Consider the following 24,869-nt stretch of genomic DNA (forward strand, 5'->3'; position numbering starts at 1 on the left):
AGTCATTGGCTGAAATTGAGCGGTAATCAGATAAAAAGATGACAGCTCTCATTGGAATGTCTTTTCTCTTCAGGCACTGCATTTCGATCTTGCAGGTCAGTCATAGAAAAGGAAACAAATGCAGTCGATAAAAATACTCATAATCGATGACGAAGCGGGGATCTGCGAGACCCTGGTTGATATTTTAGAAGCCAAGGGGTTTCTCCCCGTGGCCGTGCAAACCGGCCGGGATGGAGTGAAGATCGCAGGAGAAACAGAGTTTGATGTGGCGCTGATCGACCTCAAGCTGCCCGACATGGATGGTTTCGAGGTTTTCAAGGCCCTCAGGCAGGTCCAGCCGGAACTGATCTGCATCTTTATCACCGGCTACGCCTCGGCCCAGAATGCCATCACCGCATTAAAGCAGGGAGCGGCGGGCTACTATATCAAACCGCTGGCGATCGATGAACTCCTGCACGGGATCAAGGAGGCGCTGGAAAAGAGAACGCTGCGGGAAAATCTGGCCGATTCCGAATCCCGCTACCGGGAGCTGCTGAGTGCCTCGAAAGACGCCATTGTTTCAGTGGATGACCATGGCCTGGTTTTTCACTGGAACCAGGCGGCAACCACCATCTTCGGCTATACCGTAGAGGAAATGATGGGTCGTTCGGTGTTCCTGATCATTCCGGAGCGCTATCGTGAAAGACATGCCGGGGGCATGGAAAGGGTCAGGGAAAACGGGAAGACCATCTACAGTGGCAATGTTTTTGAAGTCTTCGGTTTGAAAAAAGACGGCACGGAAGTCCCCCTCGAACTCTCTCTTTCAAGATGGCAGACCGGGCGCCAGACATATTTCACCGGGATTGTCCGGGACATCAGTGAACGGATCAATCTGGAACGGCAGCTCCGGCAGGCCCAGAAGATGGAGGCGATCGGCACCCTGGCCGGCGGCATCGCCCATGACTTCAATAATCTCCTGAGCATTATCGGCGGCTATACGGAAATGGCCAGACGGGCGCTTGCTCCCGACAGTGAAATCTATGCGGACCTGACCGCCGTGGCCAATGCCACCCACCGGGCAACGGAGCTGGTCAAGCAGATCCTGACCATCGCCCGCCAGAGCGAGGGCAAGGGGAAAAAGCCGCTTCTTCTCCAGAGTTTATTGAAAGAGACGGTCAAGATGCTGCGCGGCACCATTCCGACCACCATTCAATTCAAGATTGAGATCAATGAATATTGCCGGCCGATCATGGCCGACCAGAGCCAGATCCATCAGGTCCTGATGAATCTCGCCACCAACGCCTACCATGCGATGCGTGATGAAGGGGGCATCCTGTCGGTGAAACTCGGCGAGATTCATGATCCGCCCGGATTACCCGGAGGAAATTATCTGTGCCTGGAAATCTCGGACACGGGTTGCGGGATTGAGGAACATATTCTCGAACGGATTTTCGAGCCCTATTTCACCACCAAGAAAGTGGGCGAGGGGACCGGCCTCGGTCTTGCGACCACCCACGCCATCGTTCAGGCGCATCACGGGTATATTGATGTTGAAAGTGAACCCGGCCAGGGGACCGGTTTCAGGGTCCTGCTGCCGGTTCTGGAGGAAGCTGCCGGGATCCTTCCGGCGGAGGACAGACTGCAGAAGATTGCTTCATTCGACGGGATGCTGCTTCTGGTCGATGACGACGGAAACATTCTTGCCGCCTGTGCAAAAATGCTTTCGGTAATGGGCTGCGGCGTTGAAACCTGCCACTCCGGCGCTGAGGCCCTCAAGGTTTTCAGGGCTGATCCCGACAGGTTTGATCTGGTCATCACCGACTTTGTGATGCCGGAAATGGACGGTCTCGACCTGGCCGGGAAGATGCTCGATATCAGGCCGGAACTGCCGGTGGTCATGATCACCGGCTACAACGAGAATATCAATGAGGAAAAGGCCCGCATGGCGGGAGTGAAGGCGCTTTTGCATAAACCCCTGGACATGAAGATGCTGTCGGACACCCTGAAGAAATATCTGCACGTTGTGAAAGATACCTATGGAGGCCTGCATGGGAAGGATCTGGATAGATTATAAGTTTTCCTGGCAGGGCGGCAGGGCAGCCTTTGCCCTGGAGCTTGATGACGAGACCATCTCTCTCTGCAACAAGGAGCTTGCCGAGCCTCCGTTCTGGACCAGGCTTGATTTCTACCAGTGTCCGAACTGCCCCCTGCAAACAGACCGGGTGACCTATTGCCCGGCGGCCATTGCCCTGATCCCGGTGATCAACTGTTTCGAAGGGGTTGTCTCCCATGACGAGATGCATCTTGAGGTGATCACCGAAGAGCGGCGGGTTCTGCAGAAGACCTCGGCCCAGCGGGCGATCGGCTCGATGATGGGGCTGGTCTTTGCCACCAGCGGCTGCCCGCACACCAAGTATTTCCGGCCCATGGCCAGGCACCATCTGCCTTTGGCGAACAGCGACGAGACCATCATGCGCGCCGTTTCCATGTATCTGCTGGCCCAGTACTTCAGGGCGAACATCGGTGAAACGCCGGACCTCAAGCTGGAAGGGCTGGGGAAAATCTACAAGGAGATCCAGGTGGTCAACATGGCGATGGCGGAAAGGCTCCGGGCCGCGGTCGGCGCCGATTCGTCGATCAACGCGGTGATCCTGCTTGATATGTACGCGAAGGCAATGCCGTACGTGATCGAGGATGCGCTGGAAGAGATCCGGTATCTCTTCCGGGCGTATCTGGAATGAGAGGTGGTGATTGAAAATGCAAAATGCAAAATGCAAAATGCAAAATGTAAAATGCAAAGTGAAAGGATGATCCTTCGACAGGCTCAGGATGAGCGGGTTTCGACTGACTCGGGATGATCCTTCGACAGGCTCGGGATGAGCGGGTTTCGACTGACTCGGGATGATCCTTCGACTGGCTCAGGATGAGCGGGATGCGACTGGCAGCGGGGAGACAGGCATGCCGGCTTCCGCACTTCCGCTCACCCTGAGCTTGTCGAAGGGAGCCAGTCGAAGGGAGCTTGGCGAAGGATGCCTGGATATGGTGTGCCTGCGGAATTGTCAAGGAGCAATTGGCTGGGATTTTGTGAAAATCATTTTGCATTATTTACTTTTCAGTCTCTTCTTTTGCCTGCCGCCTTCTGATTTTCATTTTGCTTATGGCTAAGCCATCGTGATAGGATTTTTAAAGATGTGAGAGGTGAGATGTGATTTCTTGAATCGATAGGAGCTCGGACTGAACTGATATGGAACTGAAAGAACTGATCAAAAAGAGCCGGGACCTGCCGTCGCTGCCCACCATTGCGGTGCAGATCAATGCCGAGATCGCAAAAGAGTCCCTCACCGCCAAATCCATTGCCGCCATCATTTCCCGTGACCTGTCTCTGGTCGCTAAAATTCTGAAGATGGCGAACTCCGCTTTCTACGGCCTGTCAAGCCAGGTCGATACCATCGAGAGGGCGGTGATGGTCCTCGGCATGACTTCGGTCAAGAGTCTTGCGATGACCCTTTCCGTCTCCTCGTTTTTCAGGGAAGAGGCCTCCGGCACCATCGATATGGAGGGATTGTGGCATCATAGTCTGGGGTGCGCGATTACCGCCAAAAGCCTGGTCAAGCACGACAAGAATCTTGCTGAAAACGCCTTCATCTGCGGCATCCTTCATGATATCGGCAAGATCGTGATCGCAAATCTGATGCCCGAAGAGATGATGATGATCATGGGGACCGTTGCCGAAAACCATATCAGGCAGAGTGATGCCGAGAGGGAGGTGCTCGGGTTTGATCATGCTCAAGTTGGCGCGGAGCTTGCCAGGAGCTGGCATTTCCCGAGGGAATATATCGACGCCATCGCCCATCACCATCAACCCTCCTTTGCCGGAGACGAAACACCGGGTGGCAGAATCATGGGCGCCGCCCTGGTCATGGCCAACCGGATCAGCAAGGTGAAGGCGCTCGGGATGAGTACCGACCCGGAGAAAGACCTGGTGCCGCAGGAAAGAATGCAGGCGCTGAAGATCAATGATGCGGAACTGGTCGCCCAGGTGGACCTGGCGATAGCCGAATTCGCGAAGCTTCTCGAAGCATGGGGGCAGTGAAATGGCGGGTGAGAGAATGACCGGAGCCGAAGAGCACATCCTTTTTGTTGATGATGAGAGAAACATTCTCAAAGCGGTTGCCCGTCTTCTTGATGATACTCCCTACAGGCTGCTGGTGGCGGCAAATGGTGTGGAAGCGCTGGACCTGGTGAAAAACAATATCGTCAGTGTGGTCGTTTCCGACAATATCATGCCGGGGATGCTGGGGGTGGAACTCCTTGCCCGGATTCGGACGCTATCTCCCGATACCATCCGGATCCTGCTCACCGGCCAGGCGGACCTGCATACCGCCATCGATGCGATCAATCACGGCGAGGTTTTTCGTTTTCTCCTCAAACCCTGGGACAATCATGAACTGCTTGCCGTGCTCCGGGAGGCAAGCGACCGTTTTGCCCTGGTCAACAAGCTTCGCCGTTCCGATGAAGCGACCCTTCTTTCGCTCGCCCAGACCGTGGAGCTGAAGGATGCCTATACCCGAGGGCATTGTGACAACGTGGCAAAGTACAGCCTGATGATTGCCGAAGAGCTTGGTCTTGCTGATGAGGTTGTTGAAAATATCAGGCATGGCAGCTGGCTCCATGACATCGGCAAGATCGGGGTGCCGGAGTCAATCCTGAACAAAAACGGGCCGCTCACCGAAGAGGAGTTTGCCGTGGTCCGCCACCACCCGCGCTGGGGAGCCGATGTAGCGCGACAGGCCAGGCTGCACCATACCGTGATCGATATTATTCTCTACCATCACGAAAAATTCGGCGGCGGTGGCTACCCCACCGGAATCAGCGGCGAGGAAATCCCCCTGGAGGCCAGGATCGTCGGGGTGGCGGATGTGTTTGACGCCCTCACCACCGACCGGCCGTATCGGGAAGCCTACAGTATTGAGAAGGCGTGCGGGATATTGAACGACATGCGCGGTTCATCGCTTGAACCGCGGCTGGTGGAAATCCTGATCGGCAAGGTCGGGGCATGAAGGGTGTTGCCGGGGGCTGAATATGGCGGATGCCGGTGCTTTCAAAATCTGCCCCAGTTGCGGGACCGTCTGGAACGCGAGGGAGGAATTCCTGGCCGACCGGACCCTGGTGATGAATGGCTATCAGGCGGATTTCCGGACCCTGGAAAATGGTCTGTTTCTTTTTACCCATAAGCAGGAGGGATGCAACTCCACCATGGCCGTCAGAGCGGGGGATTTTTCCGATCTGTACACGGGAGTGAAATATACGGAACCGCGGACCGGAATGGAAGATTGCCCGGGGTACTGCAAAAAGGAAGCACAGCTCGACCGCTGTGCGGCATTGTGTGAATGCGCCTACGTGAGAGAAATTATCCAGATTATCAGGGAAGAATGAAGAGCGGGTAACGGGTATGGATGAAAGCGTTAAAATTCTTTGTGTCGATGATGAGAAGAACGTCCTGAAGGCGCTGGAAAGGCTTTTTCTGGATGAGGATTACGAGATCATCACCGCCGACTCCGGAGATCAGGGGCTTCAGGTCATGGAGGCGGAGTATCCGGTGCAGGTAATTATCTCCGATTACCGGATGCCGGGGATGAACGGGGTCGATTTTCTGAAAATCGTCTGCGAACGATGGCCGGAAACGGTGCGGATCGTCCTGTCGGGTTACGCCGACACCGCAGCGGTGGTCGCGGCGATCAACGAGGGCCAGATCTACAAGTTTATCCCGAAACCCTGGAACGATGATGAACTGAAGGTGACCATCGCCAAGGCGATCGAGTCGTTCTTCCTGGTCCAGAAAAATATCGAGTTGACCAGAGAGCTGCAGGATTCCAATGAGGAGCTGAAGGCCCTCAATGAGAATCTGGAAAACATGGTTGAAGAACGGACTTCCGAGGTGATTTTTCAGAACAAGGTGCTGGCCCGCTCCCAGACGATTCTTGATTCACTGCCGGTCGGGGTGCTGGGTGTCGCCCCGGAAGGGATGATCGTCCAGTGCAACAGAGTGGGCTGCGAACTCCTGGGGAATGACATTTCGGCGCTTTTAGGCCATGAAGCTTCTTCGGCCCTGCCCGCAGCTCTTAATGATCTTCTGGCGAAGCTTGGGAATGAGAAGCACGCCTGCGGGGCAGCCGTGATCGGAGATTGCAGGATCATGGTGGTGGCATCGGCTATGTCGTGCGACTGCGGCCAGGCGGGCCGCATCCTGGTGCTGGTGCCGGAAGAGCGATTGAAAATGTAAAAAAATGCAAAATTGAAGATGGATAGGAGCTTTGGCGCGGCTGAAGCAGCTTTATCACGGTGATGGATTAGTCGCCGGATCAGGAAAAACTTTGGTGCAATTATGAGTCAACCGGTCATTTTATTTGTGGATGATGAGAAGAGTATTCTCAAGTCGCTGCAGAGGCTGTTTATCTCCGAGGATTATGATGTGAACCTGGCCAACAGCGGGAAGGAGGCCCTTGAGATGATCGATAAAGGGCTGAATCCGACGGTGATCGTTTCCGACCAGAGGATGCCGGAGATGGGCGGAGCGGAGTTTCTCGCCAAAGCAAAGGAAAAGGCGCCGGATTCGATCCGGATGGTCCTGACCGGCTATGCCGATATCACTGCGGCGATGGATGCCATCAACCTTGGCGGCATCTATCGATATCTCGTCAAACCCTGGAACGATGACGATCTGAAGCTCTCGGTCCAGGACGCCATCGAGCGCTACAACCTGGTTGAGGAAAACCGGAGGCTGACCCGTGAGTTGAAGGAGATGAATGAAGAGCTGGAAAAGAAGGTGGCCCAGCGGACCGCCCAACTCCAGTTCAAATTGAAGGAGTTGGAAGGAAGGGACCGGATCCAGCAGCACCTAATGACCATTCATCCCATCGAAGAGTCGATGAGTTTCATCCTGGAGGTGATTGCCACGGTCATCAGGTTGAAATGTGCGGCAACTTATCTGCCGTCCGGGGACGGCAAGGGAGTAAATGTCACCGCCACGCTCCCGGAGAACTTTCCTGCCGGGTCGGCTGCCTTTTCGGAGCAGGTGGCCCTGGTCATGAAGGATGGGGAATCAAAGGTTGCAATCATCGACAGTGAGGCCCTGGACAACGAAATTGAAGAGTTGACGGTCGCGGTCCTGCCCATAACCGTGCCGGGCCAGATTCTCGGGGCGATCCTGATCGGCCGCAATGGGGAAGCGAAATTCGGCAGCGCTGAGCTGCATACCATGGAAGGATTTGCCATGCAGGCGGCGATCGCGGTCAAGGATGCCAATATGGGCAGCCAGCTGCCGGAACTCGAATCGAATCTGGATGATATCTTAAAAGAGTTGAAGGGATAGGGAAGTCATGAGACAGGAGCCAGGAGCCAGGAGGCAGCAGAAACGAGTGAAAAGTTCAGAATGTATAATGATTATCCACTCGATTTCAGCCATTGACCCTGTTGAAGCCCGCTCATCCTGAGCTTGGCGAAGGGTCATCTTGAGCCTGTCGTAGGATGGCACAACGATCGGGGCCGCAGAATCTGATTATATATGACGCAATTTTAGGAAGATAGGCAGGTGGGCCAAAGGATGGCCGAGGCTGAGTGGTCCTCAGATTTTTGCATGTGGTGTGTTTTTGCTCTTAAATCCGGCTCCTGACTACTGGATTCCGACTAGCGGATTCTCAAAAAAATATCGTGAAAGAAGATCCCCACAATAAAGAACCCGAACCATCGGAAGAGCTTGAGTTTCTCGATATCCTCCGGGAAGCTTTTTCCGCGGGCAAGGCGGGAGACGAAAAAAAATCCGGCGACACCGTCATTGAACCCCTGCGGCCTAAAGAAAAGCCGGTGCCCGCTTCACCAGAGGGCGCAGCACCTCAGCCGCCTGAAAAAAAACTTCACCCCAGAGTAAAGGCAGATCCCACCTCCGGTCTTGAGATCCTGATCGGCGAACAGGGCATGAAGGCGGTTCTCCGCGGTCGTGACGCCAAATTCTTCACTTCCCAGACCATCATCGATGAACTGACCAAGCGCAAAATCATCTCCGGCATCAAACTTGAGGCGATCAGGAAGGTGACGAGCCTGGTCAAGACCGAGGGCACCTGGACCGGAGAAGAGGTGATTGCCGAGGGGGTTGCTCCCCAATCGGTGGAGAGTATCAGTTCTGCGATATTTTCCCTGAAAGAGGGGACAACCATCGATAACCCCCAATGGCTGATCGAAGGGCAGGAACTACCGCTGGCCGGGCTGGTGGATTTCATGGCGGGGGGCAGAAAAGGGGTCCTCGAGATTCCGGAAAATCTGGTTGCCCGGGCGGTGGCTGTCGGAGAGGTGCTTGCGACCATTAAAGACGGCGGCAAATCGGAACCGGGGTTCAATATTTATGGAGATATGATCGAGGCCGGCGGCAGTAATCTCGTTCCCGGGGAGAACGTCAAGCAGAACGTGCAGAACGGTTGCTATGAGGCGATGATCTTCGGCTACCTGTATATCTCGAGAAGCAGGATCTCGGTCCTGCCGCCGATCAAGATATCCCGTGATGAGATGTCGGCCTATTACGTCAACATCCCCCAGATCGGGGAGAAGAAAATCCCGTCGCCCATTGAACTGAATACCAACCTGATGCTGATGGGGGTCAAAAGCGCCTTCATCAATACCAAGAACATCGGCCAGCTCTGCGCCCGGCTTGAAGATGGCCGGGAGGTGCCGTCGCATGTGAAAATCGCGGCCGGGGTGCAGCCGGTTGACGGGGTCGATTCAGATTTCACACTTGCGATCGACATCGAAAAGAAGGCCGGTGCGATCAAGGAAGACGACACCATCGACCTGAAGGAAAGGAATATCATCACCAGTGTCGAGGAAGGTGAATTCCTGGGCGAGAAGAAACCTGCAACGAAGGGCAAGGAAGGGTGGACGATCTTGGGGAAAAAGATCAAGTCCTATACCGGTGTGGACTCGGAAATATATATCAAGGGCGCGATCACCCGGACCAGGGAACCGAAATCCATCAGGTATTATGCCCGGAAAGGAGGGAATTTCAGCTTTAAGGGCAACACCCTGATTTTAAGCGATATGTTCCGGGTCGATGGTGATGTTGATTACAAGACCGGCAATATCGAGGTGAAGACCGGACTCGCCGTAACCGGCTCGGTGCTGGCCGGGTTCTCGGTGAAGGCGGGAGACAATACGACCATCGGCGGCACGGTGGAAAATGACGCCACGGTCCTGGTCAAAGGTGATCTGAAGATCAGCAACGGAATCATCGGGGAGAAGACGAGGGTCGTGGTGCTCGGAAACCTGCAGGCGAAGTTCATCCAGGACGCCGATGTGACGGTGCAGGGCAATATCATCATCGACAGTTACATCTTCGGGGGCAAGGTCCGGTCCGGCGGCACGGTGACCGTCAGAAGGTCTGCCGGCAGTCGAGGCGGGCGGATTGTCGGGGCGAAGGTGAGCGCGACCAGGGAGATCTTGTGTACGGCGGTCGGCTCGGAGTCGAACCAGAATACCGAGGTCATCATTCAGAAAGATCCGAGGCTTCTCGCGGGTCTTGAAAAAGTGCGGCAGGAAATTGTCTATTGCACTGAAAATATTAATAAAATGATGAGAACCATCCAGATCACTTCGGTAAATGTGACCGCCATCAAAGAGCTGCTGGACCAAGTGCCCCCTGCCAGGCGCGAACTCTATCTGCAGATCCTCGACAACCTGAACAAATTCATCAAGCACCGCAAGGAACTGCAGGAAGAGGAGAACGCGATCGAAGTCACTGCGGCGGACACCCTGCAGAAAGCGGCCATCCGGGTGATCGACAAAGTCTATCTCGGCAACACCGTCCGGATCGGGGAAAGGGGGTTCAAGGCGAAAGACGATATGGGGTCATCGTATTTCCAGCTGCTCAATGACAAGATCATTCATTGAAAATGCAAAATGCAAAATGCAAAATGAAGAATTTGGAATGCAGAATGCAAAATGAAAAAATGCAGAATGCAAAATGCAAAATGCAGAATGCAGAATGTAAAATGCAAAATGGAAGGCAGGCTCGCTCAATTCTCGGACAGGAACGGCTTAGGGTGGCTTCGACCGGCTCACCCTTCGACAGGCTCAGGGTGAGCGGAAGTGCGGGAGTGCGGAAGGGATGATGTCTGTTTACAGTCCCTCCTCTTCAAGAGCCTGGCGATACCGCTCGTCCTGAGCTTGTCGAAGGATCATACTGAGTCAGCCGAAACCCGCTCATCCTGAGCATGGCGAAGGTTGTCCCAACTCAAGTTCTACTCCACACCGATATCGGTATAAACCAATAATATCAATGACTTGCCTGGAGGTCCAGCAAGCAGGCTGAGTCTCGGTGGTAATCAGATTGTCAATTCGCGTCTCCTGCATTCTTACCCCGCGTATTTTTTTGTTTCCTGTCCATTATTCATCATTCATCATTTTGCATTTTGCATTTTACATTCTGCATTGTCGTTTCCCCCTCGCCATGCCAATTTCGTCCCACGGTTAGATAAGAAAAGCCGAAAAACACGTTGACTTTCAGATAACCCGTTGTGGTAGCATTTAAACAGTATGCGGCTGCGGCTTGGGGTGAATGTCGATTGTCACGCCTGGAATACAATTGAAGAGAAGGAGAGCCAATCAATGCTAGCGAAACTGAAACTGAGTCATAAGATTCTGGGTGGGTTCGGATGTGTTCTTTTAATGATGGCGATTGTGGTCGGGATTTACCAGTATGCGACCACCTCCTGTACATCCCGTTTCAACAACCTGCTGGATGAGGATGTAGAGATGGTGGTCCTTGCGGGTGATATCGATGTGATGATGCTCCAGGCAAGACGGAATGAGAAAGATTTTCTCCTCCGGAAAGACCTGAAGTATCTTGAGATGAATCGCAAGACTGTTGCCACCTTGATTGAAAAGGGTGAGAAGATAGTTGGAATTGCCACCCGGACTAATGATGTCGAGCATCTTGAAGAGGCTAAAGCGATTATCGGTTACGCAGAGGCTTATCTGAAATCGTATGAAAAAACGGTTGCTCTCTATCAGGAAGCGGGGCTGGACGAGAATTCGGGCTTACAGGGCGAGTTCAGGGATACGGTTCATAAGGTTTCTGAATATTTTAAAGGGGATGATATCGAGACCCTTGGGCCGAGATCGCTCCTGCTTGAAGTCCGCAAGCATGAAAAAGATTATATAATGCGGAAAGATGCGAAATATGTCGAAAAGGCTCACAAGGTAATCGATAAACTTTCTAAAGAGCTGGAAGGAAACTCCCTTCTCAGAGACAAGGTTGGTGAGATCCGGAACGGATTAATCGCCTACAAGCAAGGTTTTGACAAGATGGTTTCGGTGGACGGGAAGATCGCCGGGGCGATAGCTGAGATGCGGGATAATGTGCATAAGATCGAACCGTTGGTGGAAGCGCTTCACGAAAAGGCGATTAAGGGAGCCAATATCCTTGCAGCTGAAACAAGCACCAGCGCTGTTCGCATGGCGTGGCTTGCCATGACGGTGGCCATCATAACCTTTGTGGTGGCAATAGTGCTGGCCTTTCTGCTGGCCAACGGCATCGCCGGGCCGATCAACACTACGGTAAACGGGATGATCTCCGGGGCCGAGCAGGTGGCGGCGGCTTCTTCCCAGGTCGCCTCCGCGAGCCAGACCCTGGCCGACGGCTCGACCACCGCGGCGGCGGCCCTTGAGGAGACCTCTTCCTCGATGGAGGAGATGTATTCGATGACCAAGGGCAATGCCGAGAACGCGACCCAGGCCGATGCGCTGATGAAGGAGGCGCGGAAAATTGTTGGTTCGGCCAATTCCTCGATGGGCGAGATGACTTCTTCCATGGGCGAGATTTCCAGGGCCAGCGAAGAGACCTCAAAGATCATCAAGACCATCGACGAGATCGCCTTCCAGACCAATCTGCTGGCCTTGAATGCCGCAGTCGAAGCGGCCCGGGCCGGTGAAGCGGGTGCGGGGTTTGCGGTGGTGGCCGACGAGGTCAGAAACCTTGCCATGCGGGCGACCGAGGCGGCCAAGAATACGGCGGCGCTTATTGAAGGGACCATCAACAAGGTCAACGGCGGCACCGAAATTGTAAAACGGACCAATGATTCCTTCTCGGAGGTCGCCGAGAGTATCGAAAAGATGGCGACCCTGATCGATGAGATCGCCTCGGCCTCGAAGGAGCAGGAGTCGGGCTTCCGGCAGATCAATCAGGCCACCACCCAGCTCGATTCGGTGACCCAGCAGAACTCGGCCAGCGCCGAGGAGTCGGCGGCGGCCGCAGAGGAGCTCTCCGCCCAGTCTGAGCAGATGATGGGGTTGATCAAAAACCTGCAGGCAATTGTCCATGGCGCGGGGTCCGCCGATTCCGGAGGGCACAGGAGTGTTCGATACTCCGCCGCTGCCGGAAAAAGCGGGAAAGCGAAAACGAAGCAGCCGGTCAAGGCGCTCACTCATACTCCGGCAAAACCCGGGAAAAAGAGCAAACCGGAAGAGATCATCCCGATGGGTGATGATGACTCTTTCGAAGATTTCTGATCACTGAATATTCAGTTCTCAATTAAAAAAAAGCGGTGGTTCTGAACGGGACCGCCGCTTTTTTTTGATCAAAATTGACCACCGCCTGGTTTGGCGGACACTTGATGATCGACAAATAAATTGAGGGGGAAAAATCATAAAAAACCTTGACCCTGACTCCGGAATTTTGAGATGATTTTGCATATGGGAGAATGATGAAACAGTTCAGGAGGGAGACTATGAAGATCGATGAAAGGGCGCGGGACAGGGTCAGGAAGTCGCTGGAACACGAACTTGGTCGGGAGGTGACGGAAGAAGAAGTTGCCGCATCGTACCGGAGAATCAATCTTTATCTCGCCGCCATCGATCTGAACCCCCCGAAAGAACGGCACATGTTGTCCGGTTTCGAGACGCTGACCGGATGGTTTAAGTAAAACGGTGGCTCAGATGGCGACCATTCTGCTTATCGATGACGACGACGTCTTCAGGGAAACCCTCAGCGAAGTCCTGTTGATGAACGGCTATGAAGTGATTGAGGCCGAAGACGGACGAGGCGCGCATCTGACCTGCCGGAATGAAGATATCGATCTGGTCGTGACCGATATCCTGATGCCGAACCAGGAGGGGATCGAAACGATCATCCAGATCCGCAGGGAGTGCCCTGATATGAAGATTGTGGCGATTTCCGGGGGAGGCAGAAACCTCCCGGCGGATTACCTGTATTCAGCGGTGCGGCTGGGCGCCGATATGTCTTTCAGTAAACCGCTTGATCCCCCGCGGTTTCTCCAGGCACTCGAAGGTTTACTTGCCTGAAAGCCCGGCACGTCTTTTTGGCCCTCGCATCATGGCTTATGAGCTTATCAGATGCACATCCCGCTGCGGGAACGGAATGCTGATATTGTTCGCACCAAAGGCCTTGTAGATGGCGGTAAGCAGATTGTGGGTTTCAAGCCCCTTGAGTCTCGGATCATCCACCCAGCAGAGAAGTTCAAAATTCACCGACGAATCAGCGAAGGCGCGCAGCCTGACCCGCGCTTCAGGTTCCAGGGCCACATTGGGATTATTCGCGGCAACTTGAAGCAGCACCTCCTGAACCTGGTCGAGATCGCTGCCGTAGGCGACCCCCACCGGCACCCGGATCCGGAATCTCGGGATCGGCGCACTCTCGTTGATGATCTTCGAATTGGCCAGGATTGAATTGGGAATCGTGATCAGCACGTCGTCCCTGGTCTTGATTCTGGTTGAGCGGATGCCGATTTCAACCACCTCGCCCCTTTCCCCGCTCTCAAGGATAATGTATTCGCCAAGCTTGAAGGTCTTGTCCATAAAGATGGAGAGCCCCCCGAAAAAATTCGCCAGGGTGTCTTTGGCGGCCAGAGCAATGGCGATCCCGGCAATCCCGGCCGAGGCGAAGAGCGGGGTGAGGTCGATCTGCCAGATCGCGAGCAGCCAGAGGAGCCCTGCAACCAGCACCACCACCCGGATCAGATTTTTCAGGAGCAGGGAGAAATCCTTGCCCAGCTTGTCGGTTTTCAGATCTCTGGTGATATTGAGCTCGGTCAGCCAGTTGAAAAAACGGGCCAGGGCGAGCAGGAAGACGAAGAGCAGCAGGCTCTTGGTTGCGGCGGGCAGAACTGTCTGCCAGGGTGCGTTCAGCCGGGCCACCGACAGGGCGTGAAGGATTCCGACCAGAAATATGGTAAAACAGGCGGGGGCATGCAGCAGATCAATCAGTTTGTCATCGGAGCTGAAGCTGGTCCGGCCGGCGATTTTCCTGAATATCCGGTCGATCACCAGATCGGCGATCTTGGCCAGAACGGCATAAACGATAACGATGATCAGCGGTTTGAGCAGCGGGTTTTCCTGAAATGATTTGATGTTGTCCAGCAACTGGTTGAAATCCATGGTCTCACCGAGTTGAATATGGAAATGATTCGGAGTTGTTTTATATTTCCGGACACTTTATTAATTGTCGCTGGAAATAGCAATATCCGATGCGGGCGGTTTTTCTGGAGTGAAGAGTTGATGAGTCGTCTTTAAGGAATGAACAGGTGTCATTGTGATGGATGATTTTGCCGGATACCGGGAGAGGGTTGATGAGGGGGTGCGGTTTCTCGAAGGCCGGCTTCCGTTTGTTCCGGAATACGCGATTGTTCTCGGGACCGGGCTTGGCTCGATAACCGGGATGATTGAAGAGGCGCAAATCATCCCCTATGAGGATATCCCGGGCTTTCCGGGATCCACGGTCGTCGGACATGCCGGAAACCTTGTCTGCGGGAAGATGGTCGGGGTCCCGGTGGTGGCCCTTCAGGGCAGGCACCATTACTATGAAGGGTATTCGACCAGGGAACTGACTATCCCGATAAGGGTTCTATCGCTACTCGGGATTAAAAACCTTGTCATCACCAATGCCGCCGGGGGATTGAGAGACGATCTATGCCCCGGAAGCATCATGGTTGTCAAGGACCATATCAATCTGATCGGCGACAACCCCTTGCGCGGCCCCAATGTCGATGGCTGGGGGGAGCGGTTTCCCGACATGTCGAAAGCCTATGACGAAAAGCTCGCAAAACGATGCCTGGACGCGGCGGCGGAGCTCGGGATGAAAAATACCTGTACCGGCATCTATTGTGCTGTGCCGGGGCCGAGTCTTGAAACCCCGGCCGAGACCCGATATCTCAAGACGCTTGGCGTTGATGCGGTCGGGATGTCGACGGTGCCCGAGGTGATCGTCGCTCGCCACGCGCAAATGAAGGTGCTGGCGCTTTCAGTCATTGCAAACGTCAATGACCCGGACAATTTTCAGCCGATCATGGTGGCTGAGATTCTTGAAAAGATGGCGGCGGCATCATCTGACGTGGGGCGGCTGTTGCAGAGGGTTGTGGCCGGTTGATGTCCTCGAAAAGGCGAAGTGTCGGCGGCTGAAATCAGGTGGCAGCAGGATCTTCCTCCGGGTGTCGTTTCACTGAGTGCGCGAATTGCTTTGCCATCAATTTTTTTTTGCGGTAGATTTCATTGGTTCGGATCATTCAAGGAATATTTTATAAGTTAATATACGGAGAACAACATGTTTGGACTTGGCATGCCGGAACTGATCGTGATTCTGGTGATCATCGTCATTATTTTCGGGGCCGGAAAGTTGCCTGAGATCGGCTCCGGGATAGGAAAGGGAATCAAGAATTTCAAGGAAGCCACCAAAAAAGAAGAGGAAAAGGAAAAGATCGAAGAGAAAAAAGACGACAACTCTTCCGATGCCTGATCCCTTTAATACAACGACTCGTCACATGGTGAAATTATGTTTGGACTGGGTACCCCTGAGCTGATTGTTATTTTAGGGATTGCGTTTCTGGTGTTCGGCGGGAAAAAACTGCCGGAAATCGGGGCCGGTCTCGGCAGAGGGATCAGCTCTTTCAAGAAAGGGCTGCGTGAAGTCGAGGAGAGTGTTCCCGGAGTCAAGGAAGCCGCAGCTATCAAGGAAGAGGTTGACAAGGTCAAGGACCTCGGCCGGATCGTCGGCAAATAGAGCAACGGTTTTTTCTGGAGTTGATTTGAAAAACCGGGTTTGCCCCCGGTTTTTCTGTTTTATGTGCGACGGCAGGCAATAAACCGCAGGGCTTCAGACTGTCACCCCTTCAGGATGAAGGGCTCTTGGTCGGGGTATTTGGCGGACCCGTTCCGTGTTTGAGGAGGAAGAGGTGACAGTCTGAAACCCTGCAGGCGCTAGAATTCCTCGATTCTGGTCCTGAACCAGCGGATCAGCTTTTCTTTGACAATCTTCATGTCCAGGTGATAGATCTCCAGGGGGAACAGCAGTTCCGCCACCCCCGAATCAAAAATCCGTTTCACCTCGTATTCATCGTGGGCCACATCCTTCTGGTACATATAGTTCAGATAACTCTCGTTGGTGTGGACGATGAACTCGACCCGCATTCCTCCCATCCGGGCGAAGAACTTGAGCATCGGCGTTTTCTCCGAACTGCCGATATTGCCGTTATGGTGCACGTCGCCCTGCAATGAATCACTGACCTCTTCAAGGACCATGAAAGAATTCGCCTCGATCGCACTCCGGGTCAGGTGTTTCTGGAAGGTCTTTACTTCAAGCTGGGTGTCGACAACCGCCATCAACCCAAGCTCGTCATCGACCGCGACCGCGGGGTTCTCCTCTCCCTTGCGTAACAGTTTCAGAACCTTGGCTTCCGCGGGCTTCTTGCGGATGCTGACGTAGATCGGAATCTCCTTTCCTCTGACCCGGAAACTTCTTCTTTTGATCAGGGTCAGCTTGCGCCCCTTTCCGGCTTTGATCTTTGCCGCTTCGGCAGGGCTGATTATCTTCAGGCCGGTGGTGGTGAAGTTCTCCGGTTCATGCGTACTCAAGATATACACCGGATCAAGATCGCCGATCAGATTTTCCCTGCTCCAGACGTGATCGTTTAAAAAATCGAGAAAGTTCGCGAATTTCGCCTCGATCTCCGTTTCCCTTTCCCGCTGATCAATGGATGCGGCCAGCAGCATCAGCAGGAGTTTGCGCTTCGCCTCGAAGCGCGCTTTCTTGGAATACCTTTTGTTGTAGGTGATCAGCAGCAGTTCAACGGGGCTCGTGGAAATATCGATCTCGTTGGTGATCTCCACGTGCGATGCATAGTTGGCGAGGACCTTGTTGCGCAGATAGCGGATCACCCCATCGGCAGTCCGCGAGTAGCCATCGACCCTGTTGATGATTTCCCGGTCATTTCCTTCTATCCCGAACATGTTGGCGAGCAGCCGGTACGACCTGCGGTTGATTTCTTTTTTCCTCTCGGGGTTGCCGAGCAGCTTTTCAATGTCCCCGTATGAACGGACGTCCAGAAAATCAAAAATCTGGTCGCGGATCACCCGGTATCTGGTCGCAACCTTGCTGTTGCGAATGTGCCGGACCAGGTCCCGGTTGGCGCCGGAAAAGAGTCTGCCGTCCGGTGGATGGTCGCCTGTGGCAAAAGGTCCATCCTGGAGAAGCAGATTGAATATGCTGTCTTTGGGCGATGTACTCATGGTCTTTTATATCTTACGCCATATTTTCGATTGTTCGGAGATAATTGTCAAAGATCAGTTCAAATTCACAGCCGGTTTCCTGGGAGCATTTTTCGGCCGCGCTCAGCACTTTTCCCGGGTTGACCGGATCGGGCAGGGAGTTCAGCCACTCGCGGTCGTGAATCAGCCATTTGGCAACATCGTTTGGCGCCGCCGACTGGTTGTCGAACTGAAAACCGACGATGTGCGGCCGGTTCACCACCGAAATCGCTTCAATCTGACACTCCCGCGAGGTCAGCAGAATCTCAAGATGCCTTGGCAAGGGTTCCTGTACCGCATAACGGTGCCATTTGAAAATCGGCAGGCAGCATGGGAGGTTCGCCAGCACCGGGTGGTTATAGCCGTTGTGGGTCACAAAGCCGGTAATGAAACCGATGCTTGCCTGGTGATTCGGTCCGACCTCGGCCCCCATCGCCTCTGCCAGAAGCTGGTGGCCTAGACAGAAACCAAGGTACGGCCTGTCCTCCGCAAGTGACTGGCGGATGACCCTTTTTTCTTCTGTCAGAAATGGATAAACATCCTCCTGGTCCACATTCGGGCCGCCGCCCAGCACCATCAAGCAATCGTATGGCGAGAGACTCGGGATTTTTTCTTCCCATACCCGGCAGACGTCAAGCAGAACATTGTTCTTTGCCGCGCTTTTGAACACATACTCGCCGGGGACTTCCCATTCATTATGTTGAAAAACAAGGAATTTTCTGGCCACGGGGTTTGTCTTTTTCACTCTTCGGGTAGTAGTTTCGATGTTTCGCGAACTCGCTTTCGCCCAGGGGCATAAAGCTCAAGTTGTGCAGACGAGCTGCTCAACTTGAGCGGTATCCGGTTATAAACATTTTGTTGAAACTCGTTCTCCCCCGGATATGGCCGGCTCAACCGGTCGTATCCGGGGGAGAGAAAGGAATTGAGGAGGGCTTACTTAGAATGCCAAACTTGCCGAAATTCCGCCGTAAAAGTGGTTGTCGTCATTATCAGCGCTGCCGGCTTTTATATTCGTTTCCGAGTCACTGGTAAGGGCGAAAGAGTAGTACAGTTCGGGGGTTACGGAAATATATTCAGCGACCGCGAAGCTCATGGAAGCACTGAGCAGAGCATCATGGAACTCATTGTAGGAGGCTCCGTTATCCAGGTAACCGACCTGGGCCCCCAGATCAAGGGCCATTCCTTCCGCCAAAGGCAGTGAGTGGCTGATGCCGAGGGTAGAGTAATATGCCGAAGTGTCCTCAAGGTTTACATACACGGTCAGGCTCGGGGCAAGGATGGTATCAACGCTTACCGATACATAGCCTTCCTGGGTGTCATCAGCGCCATCCACTTCATAATAAATCCAACCGGCTCCGTAGCCGATTTTGCCGGCTGAACCTTCATAGGAAAGGGTCATGTCCGTTTCCAGCCAGTTCTTCTCGTCGGTATTCAGATAATCTGTATCGAGGGAACCCCAGAGATTGGCGGCAAAACCTTTGTATGAAACGGTCATGGATGGCTGGATCACAACACTGTCGTCACTCAGGGCATATCCTCTCCAGACATAATCGCTGTAGATGCCGGTTGTAAAGTCTGCCGTTGGTTTGTCCTCGGCCAGAGCCATGGCGGGAATTACCGTCATGGTTGACATCAGGATTGCGCTTGTCAGGATAAGTTTTTTTGTAATGGTGTTCATTTGCAGGTCTCCTTTTTTGGTTTATGAATTCGATACGTTGTTTTCAAAATTCTACTTGGTTATCTGGAAATCGTTGTATGCATGTCCGCCGTGCTCGGCGATGTCCACACCCATCATCTCTTCTTCTTCGCTGACCCGAAGACCGACTGTGGCGTTGATCAGTTTGAAGAGGATAAAGGCAACCCCGAAGGACCAGACAAAGGCTGAACCGACACCGATCAGCTGAGTGGTGACGATCTTTGCCGTTACCCCTTCGATGTTGAAGAGCCCGGCGGCCAGGGTGCCCCACGCGCCGCAGACCCCATGGACTGATACCGCGCCGACCGGATCATCGACTTTGATCTTGTCAAAGAACAGGACCGAAAAGACAACCAGGATCCCGGCAATCAGACCAATGATGATTGAGCTGCCGGGAGTGACATTTGCACAGCCGGCGGTAATGCCGACCAGGCCGGCAAGCGCACCGTTCAAACTCATGCCGATCTCAGGTTTGCCGAACCTGAACCAGGAAGTAAACATTGCGGCTGCAGCACCCGCCGCGGCGGCGAGATTGGTGTTGACGAAAATCATTGCGATATCCTTGTTCCCGGCAGTGGTCGAGCCGGGATTGAAGCCGAACCAGCCGAGCCAGAGGATAAATACGCCCAGGGCGGCAATCGGGATGTTGTGACCGGGAATGGCCACGACCTTGCCTGATTTTGAATACCTGCCAAGTCTCGGTCCGAGAACAATGGCCCCGGCAAGAGCTGCCCAGCCGCCGATCGAATGAACAACCGTTGAACCGGCAAAGTCAATAAATCCAAGGCCTTCAAGCCAGCCGTTGCCGTTTAACAGGCTGCCCCAGGCCCAGCTGCCGTAAACCGGATAGATAAAGGCGCAGAGGGCGGCGCTGTAGATAAGATAGCCGGTGAACTTGGTCCTTTCAGCCATTGCTCCTGAAACGATGGTCGCGGCAGTGGCGGCGAATACACACTGGAACATCCAGAAAGCAAGGACCCACGGGTCGCCGCCGACCTTGAAGTCGGAGAGGAAGAAGCCGGTTGTGCCGAACCAGCCGGTTTTGGTGGTGCCGAACATGATGCCGAAGCCGATGGCCCAGAAAAAGAGGGAGCCCATGGAAAAATCCATCAGGTTCTTCATCATGATATTGACGGCGCTCTTGGCTCTGGTGAAGCCGCTTTCAACCATCGCAAATCCGGCCTGCATGAAAAAAACAAGGGCGGCGGCGACCAGAGTCCAGACGTAATCCAGATGGGTCTGCACGCCTTTAATCGCTTCGGCGTTTGAGGTGATTGTCGGCGGTGCTTCGTCAGCTGCGCCAGCCAGGACCGGCAGCAGCAGCACCGATAGAAACAGGGCTCTTTTAAGTAATGTGCGTTTCATTGTGTAACTCCTTGATTGTATTGATTAAGTTCAGTTCTGTCAGGGAGCTAGATTGCGTCCTGATCTCTTTCGCCGGTCCTGATCCTGCAGACTGTATCAACCGGGATGATGAAGATTTTTCCGTCCCCGATTTTGCCGGTGTTTACAGTGCTGATGATCATTTCAACCACCTTGTCGACCATCTTATCATTGGTGACAATCTCGACTTTTACCTTGGGGACGAAATCAACATCATATTCAGCCCCGCGGTAGATTTCGGTATGCCCCTTTTGCCTGCCGAATCCCTTTACTTCAGTAACTGTCATGCCGAAGACACCTAGGGTGTGCATTGCTTCTTTGAGTGCGTCAAGCTGAAATGGCTTGATGATCGCTTCAATTTTTTTCATGGTAAGGCCTCCTGTAATTGGTTTTGATCAATCTTATTACAAGGAGCGTGCCATGAATGGTGTTGTCGAAAAATGAGGTGATAATTATCTGAAAACATTACATATAATCGTTCTGGGGTAGCGTCATGACGAGGTCGTGGGTCTGCTATATGTTACATATATGTAAACTTGCTATTTACACAGATGACAAATATGTGATTATTTCCAGAAGTGTTTTGGGGTAGGTTTTCATTCGGGCATGGGAAGCTTCAATTGATGGTAATGAAAGGATGCGGGCGGGCCGATATGATCAATCCGGGTTGTCCGAATCTGAGGGGCGAAAACGAACCTGAAAGAATTCGGGCAACCGATTCGTATCTATAGATGCGGATGGTCAGCGCGGCTGACGATAAAAGGGAGGGGCAAAGTGTTCTTCCGGGGATGGCGGCAGGGGCTTAGATGATCCCCGATTCCTTCCTCATTTTTTCGGCGCATTTCGGGCAATAGGCATGGGTCAGCTTGGCGGTGGTTTTTTTCGTCAGAAACTCATCGACCCTGAGCCAGGAACCCGTTCCGTTGGCAACGCCATCGTCGTCGCGGATCATATGGCAGCTGCAGCAGATGGGCAGGAACTCCTCATAGAGTTTGATCTTTCGCAGGGCATCGAGTTTTTCAAGGACATTCTGGATCCGGATGACCATTTCTTCCGTTTCCCAGGGCTTGAGCAGGTAGTCGTCCGCCCCGAGTCGTAATGCCTCCACCGCGGAATGGACCAGACCGCCATGGCCGGTGATGATAACAACCCCCATGAACGGATCTTTGGCCTTGGCTTTTTTCAGCACATCAAAACCATCGACATTATCCATGATCAGGTCGGTGATGATCAGGTCGAAATTTTCCAGGTTGATCAGTTTGATGGCGTCGTCGCCGTTCGACACCGAAAGAAGATTGGTGTAGTTCAGCGCTCTCAGGCTCCTGCCGATGATCTCAAGGACCGATGGGTCATCGTCGACAAGGAGGATGGATTTGTCCTCAGGTTGATAGTTCATGGTTCTGGTCTCCCCCCGGAGTTGAATTACTGTTCCTGTGCTTTTTCCCGTTCCTTTTTTTCGGCAACGCAGTAGATGCCGCCCTCCTTAATGCCGGGGATGAAACAGCCGTTGCAGGAAATGCATCTTGCCTTGGTTGTTTCACCAAGTCGCCAGCGTTTGGCAAGATCGGGCTCTCGGATAAATGGTCTGGCCATGGAAAAGCAATCGGCGGCATGATCGGCGAGCGCTTTTTCAATAACGGAAAGTGAGCGAAACCCTCCGACTGAAAAGACCGGGCAGGTGACGTGCTTCTTGATATCGGCGGCGAGGGAGAGGTTGTAGCCCTCCTGCTCTTCACTACTGATCTTTTTTCGGGCCGGTGTCTGCTCGCCGGAAGCGGGGGTTCCGCCGCTCACCTCAATGGCGTCAATGCCGGCTTCATCCAGGTATCGGGCAACGGAGAGGGCCTCCTCTCGATCGAGTCCTCCGGCCAGAAAATCAGAACCGTTCAGCTTGATCAGTACCGGATAATCGGGGGTGACCGCTGTTCTCACCGCTTCATACACCTCGCGCAGGAAACGGAGGCGGTTCACGGCAGTCCCGCCATAGAGATCGCCACGGCGGTTGGTGAGTGGTGAGAGAAACTGGTTGATCAGGTATCCGTGGGCGCCATGGAGCTGGACCGCGTCAAATCCGTATTCCTTGGCCCTTCGTGCGCCGTCACCGAATGCCCTGACCACATTGCTGATGTCATCGGCAGTCATCTCGGCCGGGATCTCCGGGTACTGGGCGGATGCAATGGCGGATGGGGCCAGGGGCTTACGGCCTGCGTTTCCGGAGTCGGTCTGGCCGCCGGCATGGACGAGCTGGAGGCATATTTTCCCGCCTGCGTCATGCACGGCATCAACCATGGATTTGTAGTCTGCAGCAAAGGTATCCGTGTGAATGCCCATCTTGCCGGGAAGCTGTTTCCCTTCCGGACTTACAAAGGTGTAACCGGTAATGATCAGTCCGACTTCACCCAGGGCGAGGGCGTGATAAAACTTTGTGAGTTTGGGGGTTGGGCGGCCGTCTGTTTCACACATGCCTTCCCAGGTGGCGGAGCGTATCAGTCTGTTGCCAAGTTTGAGTCCGTTGATTTCGATGGGGTCAAACAAACCGGGCATAAGCGCTCCTTACAGACAGGTTGTCGAGATGATCTGAGAGGAAATTCGGTCAGATAGCAGCAATCTGTCTGATATTATTAGCCCTTTTTGGAAATTGTGGCAACCGTTGAGCGAAAATAAAAAAGCAGACCCCCTGGTTGGCGTCTGCTTTTTTTTTAACCGACAGTTCGGTGCCGGTCAGTCGTCAAAGTTGCCGGCCGGGCCCTTGTCGGTATCAAGGGTGGCGGCCATCCGGGCAATCTTGTCACCGGTCCAGTCGGCTGGATTCTCGGTTCTTTCCGCTTTATGCCCGGGATCGTAGCTGCCTGATTTGAGAATAGTCTCAATGGCTATCGGAGCGGATCCTTCGGCGTTAAAAACATTGACGAGCATGTTGTAGACAAAATCACAAACCCGACCGGCCATCCGGTCGCGGATGCTTTTGGGCTGCCCGAGGATCTTGTTTTCAAAAGGCAGGTTCAGGTTTTTGTAATTGCCCCCTTTCCAGCCGTTTTTGGTGGCGTATTCCACCATTTCCTGCCAGAGAACCTCGGTGACCCCTTCGGTTTTCACTTTTTGGAAATTGCCGTCACCATCAAGAATGGCGTTGCCGTAATCGTTCACTTCAAGACCCCAGGAAACCATCTGCAGGGCGGTTGCCACATTGGCCTTGGTGGTTCTGGTTTTCGAGGCGATGTCACGCAGGCGGTCGGAACTGTTCCCGGAAGTGCCGTGCTGGGCGCCGGAAACGCCATAGGGGGTCAGCACTTTATGGATGGAGGCGGTCAGTTCGACCTGGATGCCCTGGCCGCTGGCTTCGATACCGTGAGTGGTGCCGTTGTTTAGGGCAATCCAGTCGGGGAAGATATCGTGGGCATTCAACCCTCTGATCAGGAACAGGGCTTCGTCTGCAGAAGAGAGTCCGTCGCTGCCTTTGATCTCGCCGATTTCGGTTTCAAGACCTGCCCAGGCGGGAACGAATTGTTTCAGGGCCAGATTGGCCAGAAGGTTCTTGTCGTCCGGCATATGGGAGGCGTCGATGGCAATGGAGGTGATCCCGGCTTCAAACATGGTGGGGATTTCTACCTTGGCATATTCGAGGTCGCTTTCCTTTTTGATCCCGTAATGATCGGCGTGGATGGCCACCGGCACCGTGATCCCGAGTTCATTGCAGAAAGCATCCACCTGGCGGGCCATATTCCAGTAATTGGTAGGGCAGTAAGCCTTGGCGCCACCTTCGGAACGGGCGATCTCGATGATAATCGCGGCATCGGCTTTCTGGGCGGCCATCAGTGCGCCGCGGATCACCAGGCTGCTCCGGCCATTGGCGGCAATGGTCATTGCCTTGCCCTTGGCGAGAAGCGCCCGGTCGATAAATTTACCGCTGACCAGAAGAGCTTTCGAGTTCGGGAAAAGTTTTACAATATTGGGTGGTCTTCCTGTTTCAATGGCCTTCAGGAAGTCTGCGGAGTAGCCGGACATAATAATCTCCCTTAAAAAATTACGGATCAAAAACAGTTATCGGTTAATGAATTTGCAACATGTGTTAAACTCTTCTACCCAAATGTGCAGATGTTGTAAACTGCCCTTGGAATTTATCAATAGTTGATCCCGGTAGGCCTTAACCGGCCCTGAGTGGATAAAGAAATCTGTTCTAAATGTATCGGCGGTTCTGTAAACTTGTGAACATAATAGAACGATTCTACTA

The 24,869-nt window shown here is 53.6% G+C and carries 24 protein-coding genes; 15 read left to right on the top strand and 9 right to left on the bottom strand.

The features are described 5' to 3' along the window. The first annotated feature begins 118 nt into the window (after positions 1-118). From KKG35_10120 to KKG35_10175, 12 genes are all read left to right on the top strand, one after another. A complete protein-coding gene (locus tag KKG35_10120; protein ID MBU1738484.1) occupies positions 119-2,053 on the top strand; it encodes a response regulator in 1,935 nt (644 codons plus the stop codon). Then, positions 2,028-2,720, top strand: coding sequence for a hypothetical protein (locus tag KKG35_10125; GenBank protein ID MBU1738485.1), 693 nt, complete (start codon positions 2,028-2,030; stop codon positions 2,718-2,720). The genes KKG35_10120 and KKG35_10125 overlap by 26 nt, the downstream gene beginning before the upstream one ends. 217 nt (positions 2,721-2,937) lie before the next feature. Continuing rightward, positions 2,938-3,144 (top strand): hypothetical protein, encoded by a 207-nt coding sequence (locus KKG35_10130; protein ID MBU1738486.1) that lies wholly within the window; start codon positions 2,938-2,940, stop codon positions 3,142-3,144. Between the two features lie 79 nt (positions 3,145-3,223). Beyond that, complete coding sequence (locus KKG35_10135) at positions 3,224-4,072, top strand: HDOD domain-containing protein (protein ID MBU1738487.1); 849 nt, start codon at positions 3,224-3,226, stop codon at positions 4,070-4,072. A gap of 16 nt (positions 4,073-4,088) precedes the next feature. Further along, positions 4,089-5,039 carry a response regulator gene (locus KKG35_10140; GenBank protein MBU1738488.1) on the top strand — a complete coding sequence of 317 codons (951 nt, stop codon included), beginning with the start codon at positions 4,089-4,091 and terminating at the stop codon, positions 5,037-5,039. A gap of 22 nt (positions 5,040-5,061) precedes the next feature. After that, on the top strand, positions 5,062-5,415 hold the full coding sequence (locus KKG35_10145) for a hypothetical protein (protein ID MBU1738489.1): 354 nt from the start codon (positions 5,062-5,064) through the stop codon (positions 5,413-5,415). Positions 5,416-5,431: 16 nt separating this feature from the next. Continuing rightward, positions 5,432-6,262 carry a response regulator gene (locus KKG35_10150; protein MBU1738490.1) on the top strand — a complete coding sequence of 277 codons (831 nt, stop codon included), beginning with the start codon at positions 5,432-5,434 and terminating at the stop codon, positions 6,260-6,262. A gap of 102 nt (positions 6,263-6,364) precedes the next feature. Further along, positions 6,365-7,351, top strand: a complete 987-nt coding sequence (locus tag KKG35_10155; protein ID MBU1738491.1) for a response regulator — start codon at positions 6,365-6,367, stop codon at positions 7,349-7,351. Positions 7,352-7,689: 338 nt separating this feature from the next. Next, positions 7,690-9,915: a FapA family protein gene (locus KKG35_10160; GenBank protein ID MBU1738492.1), complete on the top strand. Its 2,226-nt coding sequence runs from the start codon at positions 7,690-7,692 to the stop codon at positions 9,913-9,915. A gap of 960 nt (positions 9,916-10,875) precedes the next feature. Next, positions 10,876-12,534, top strand: coding sequence for a chemotaxis protein (locus tag KKG35_10165; protein MBU1738493.1), 1,659 nt, complete (start codon positions 10,876-10,878; stop codon positions 12,532-12,534). Between the two features lie 218 nt (positions 12,535-12,752). Then, entirely contained in the window at positions 12,753-12,947 is a 195-nt protein-coding gene (locus KKG35_10170) for a hypothetical protein (protein ID MBU1738494.1), read from the top strand. Between the two features lie 13 nt (positions 12,948-12,960). Next, a complete protein-coding gene (locus tag KKG35_10175) occupies positions 12,961-13,326 on the top strand; it encodes a response regulator (protein MBU1738495.1) in 366 nt (121 codons plus the stop codon). Positions 13,327-13,362: 36 nt separating this feature from the next. Here the strand turns inward: KKG35_10175 and KKG35_10180 are convergent, their stop codons facing one another. Then, positions 13,363-14,418: a mechanosensitive ion channel gene (locus KKG35_10180; protein ID MBU1738496.1), complete on the bottom strand. Its 1,056-nt coding sequence runs from the start codon at positions 14,416-14,418 to the stop codon at positions 13,363-13,365. 157 nt (positions 14,419-14,575) lie between these two features. Between KKG35_10180 and KKG35_10185 the strand changes: the two genes are divergently transcribed. The 3 genes from KKG35_10185 to tatA (KKG35_10195) all read left to right on the top strand — a co-directional run bounded on the left by KKG35_10185 (position 14,576) and on the right by tatA (KKG35_10195) (position 16,036). Beyond that, positions 14,576-15,406, top strand: a complete 831-nt coding sequence (locus KKG35_10185; GenBank protein MBU1738497.1) for a purine-nucleoside phosphorylase — start codon at positions 14,576-14,578, stop codon at positions 15,404-15,406. A 174-nt stretch (positions 15,407-15,580) separates the two neighbouring features. Continuing rightward, positions 15,581-15,772 (top strand): twin-arginine translocase TatA/TatE family subunit, encoded by a 192-nt coding sequence (gene tatA, locus KKG35_10190; protein MBU1738498.1) that lies wholly within the window; start codon positions 15,581-15,583, stop codon positions 15,770-15,772. 36 nt (positions 15,773-15,808) lie between these two features. Then, positions 15,809-16,036, top strand: coding sequence for a twin-arginine translocase TatA/TatE family subunit (gene tatA / locus KKG35_10195; GenBank protein ID MBU1738499.1), 228 nt, complete (start codon positions 15,809-15,811; stop codon positions 16,034-16,036). A 197-nt stretch (positions 16,037-16,233) separates the two neighbouring features. Here the strand turns inward: tatA (KKG35_10195) and KKG35_10200 are convergent, their stop codons facing one another. The 8 genes from KKG35_10200 to KKG35_10235 all read right to left on the bottom strand — a co-directional run bounded on the left by KKG35_10200 (position 16,234) and on the right by KKG35_10235 (position 24,643). Next, positions 16,234-17,541, bottom strand: a complete 1,308-nt coding sequence (locus tag KKG35_10200) for a hypothetical protein (protein ID MBU1738500.1) — start codon at positions 17,539-17,541, stop codon at positions 16,234-16,236. Between the two features lie 13 nt (positions 17,542-17,554). Further along, entirely contained in the window at positions 17,555-18,304 is a 750-nt protein-coding gene (locus KKG35_10205) for a type 1 glutamine amidotransferase (protein ID MBU1738501.1), read from the bottom strand. A gap of 192 nt (positions 18,305-18,496) precedes the next feature. Beyond that, on the bottom strand, positions 18,497-19,237 hold the full coding sequence (locus tag KKG35_10210) for a hypothetical protein (protein ID MBU1738502.1): 741 nt from the start codon (positions 19,235-19,237) through the stop codon (positions 18,497-18,499). A gap of 51 nt (positions 19,238-19,288) precedes the next feature. Continuing rightward, positions 19,289-20,620: an ammonium transporter gene (locus KKG35_10215; protein ID MBU1738503.1), complete on the bottom strand. Its 1,332-nt coding sequence runs from the start codon at positions 20,618-20,620 to the stop codon at positions 19,289-19,291. A gap of 47 nt (positions 20,621-20,667) precedes the next feature. Beyond that, complete coding sequence (locus KKG35_10220) at positions 20,668-21,006, bottom strand: P-II family nitrogen regulator (protein ID MBU1738504.1); 339 nt, start codon at positions 21,004-21,006, stop codon at positions 20,668-20,670. Between the two features lie 434 nt (positions 21,007-21,440). Further along, entirely contained in the window at positions 21,441-22,034 is a 594-nt protein-coding gene (locus tag KKG35_10225) for a response regulator (GenBank protein ID MBU1738505.1), read from the bottom strand. A gap of 26 nt (positions 22,035-22,060) precedes the next feature. Further along, complete coding sequence (locus KKG35_10230; GenBank protein MBU1738506.1) at positions 22,061-23,182, bottom strand: NADH:flavin oxidoreductase; 1,122 nt, start codon at positions 23,180-23,182, stop codon at positions 22,061-22,063. A 177-nt stretch (positions 23,183-23,359) separates the two neighbouring features. Continuing rightward, complete coding sequence (locus KKG35_10235; protein MBU1738507.1) at positions 23,360-24,643, bottom strand: class II fructose-bisphosphate aldolase; 1,284 nt, start codon at positions 24,641-24,643, stop codon at positions 23,360-23,362. Positions 24,644-24,869: the final 226 nt, after the last annotated feature.

This window comes from Pseudomonadota bacterium, assembly GCA_018823285.1.
In the GTDB taxonomy this organism is placed as follows: Bacteria; Desulfobacterota; Desulfobulbia; order Desulfobulbales; family JAGXFP01; genus JAHJIQ01.

Bases quoted from the DNA above. Each gene is read 5' to 3' on its own strand.
- KKG35_10120 (MBU1738484.1), top strand. From the start codon at position 119: ATGCAGTCGATAAAAATACTCATAATCGATGACGAAGCGGGGATCTGC.
- KKG35_10140 (MBU1738488.1), top strand. From the start codon at position 4,089: ATGACCGGAGCCGAAGAGCACATCCTTTTTGTTGATGATGAGAGAAAC.
- KKG35_10145 (MBU1738489.1), top strand. From the start codon at position 5,062: ATGGCGGATGCCGGTGCTTTCAAAATCTGCCCCAGTTGCGGGACCGTC.
- KKG35_10180 (MBU1738496.1), bottom strand. From the start codon at position 14,418: ATGGATTTCAACCAGTTGCTGGACAACATCAAATCATTTCAGGAAAAC.
- tatA (MBU1738498.1), top strand. From the start codon at position 15,581: ATGTTTGGACTTGGCATGCCGGAACTGATCGTGATTCTGGTGATCATC.
- KKG35_10165 (MBU1738493.1), top strand. From the start codon at position 10,876: ATGAATCGCAAGACTGTTGCCACCTTGATTGAAAAGGGTGAGAAGATA.
- KKG35_10200 (MBU1738500.1), bottom strand. From the start codon at position 17,541: ATGAGTACATCGCCCAAAGACAGCATATTCAATCTGCTTCTCCAGGAT.
- KKG35_10175 (MBU1738495.1), top strand. From the start codon at position 12,961: ATGGCGACCATTCTGCTTATCGATGACGACGACGTCTTCAGGGAAACC.
- KKG35_10220 (MBU1738504.1), bottom strand. From the start codon at position 21,006: ATGAAAAAAATTGAAGCGATCATCAAGCCATTTCAGCTTGACGCACTC.
- KKG35_10135 (MBU1738487.1), top strand. From the start codon at position 3,224: ATGGAACTGAAAGAACTGATCAAAAAGAGCCGGGACCTGCCGTCGCTG.
- KKG35_10230 (MBU1738506.1), bottom strand. From the start codon at position 23,182: ATGCCCGGTTTGTTTGACCCCATCGAAATCAACGGACTCAAACTTGGC.
- KKG35_10235 (MBU1738507.1), bottom strand. From the start codon at position 24,643: ATGTCCGGCTACTCCGCAGACTTCCTGAAGGCCATTGAAACAGGAAGA.
- KKG35_10130 (MBU1738486.1), top strand. From the start codon at position 2,938: ATGCCGGCTTCCGCACTTCCGCTCACCCTGAGCTTGTCGAAGGGAGCC.
- KKG35_10150 (MBU1738490.1), top strand. From the start codon at position 5,432: ATGGATGAAAGCGTTAAAATTCTTTGTGTCGATGATGAGAAGAACGTC.
- KKG35_10210 (MBU1738502.1), bottom strand. From the start codon at position 19,237: ATGAACACCATTACAAAAAAACTTATCCTGACAAGCGCAATCCTGATG.
- KKG35_10185 (MBU1738497.1), top strand. From the start codon at position 14,576: ATGGATGATTTTGCCGGATACCGGGAGAGGGTTGATGAGGGGGTGCGG.
- KKG35_10215 (MBU1738503.1), bottom strand. From the start codon at position 20,620: ATGAAACGCACATTACTTAAAAGAGCCCTGTTTCTATCGGTGCTGCTG.
- KKG35_10225 (MBU1738505.1), bottom strand. From the start codon at position 22,034: ATGAACTATCAACCTGAGGACAAATCCATCCTCCTTGTCGACGATGAC.
- tatA (MBU1738499.1), top strand. From the start codon at position 15,809: ATGTTTGGACTGGGTACCCCTGAGCTGATTGTTATTTTAGGGATTGCG.
- KKG35_10155 (MBU1738491.1), top strand. From the start codon at position 6,365: ATGAGTCAACCGGTCATTTTATTTGTGGATGATGAGAAGAGTATTCTC.
- KKG35_10170 (MBU1738494.1), top strand. From the start codon at position 12,753: ATGAAGATCGATGAAAGGGCGCGGGACAGGGTCAGGAAGTCGCTGGAA.
- KKG35_10125 (MBU1738485.1), top strand. From the start codon at position 2,028: ATGGGAAGGATCTGGATAGATTATAAGTTTTCCTGGCAGGGCGGCAGG.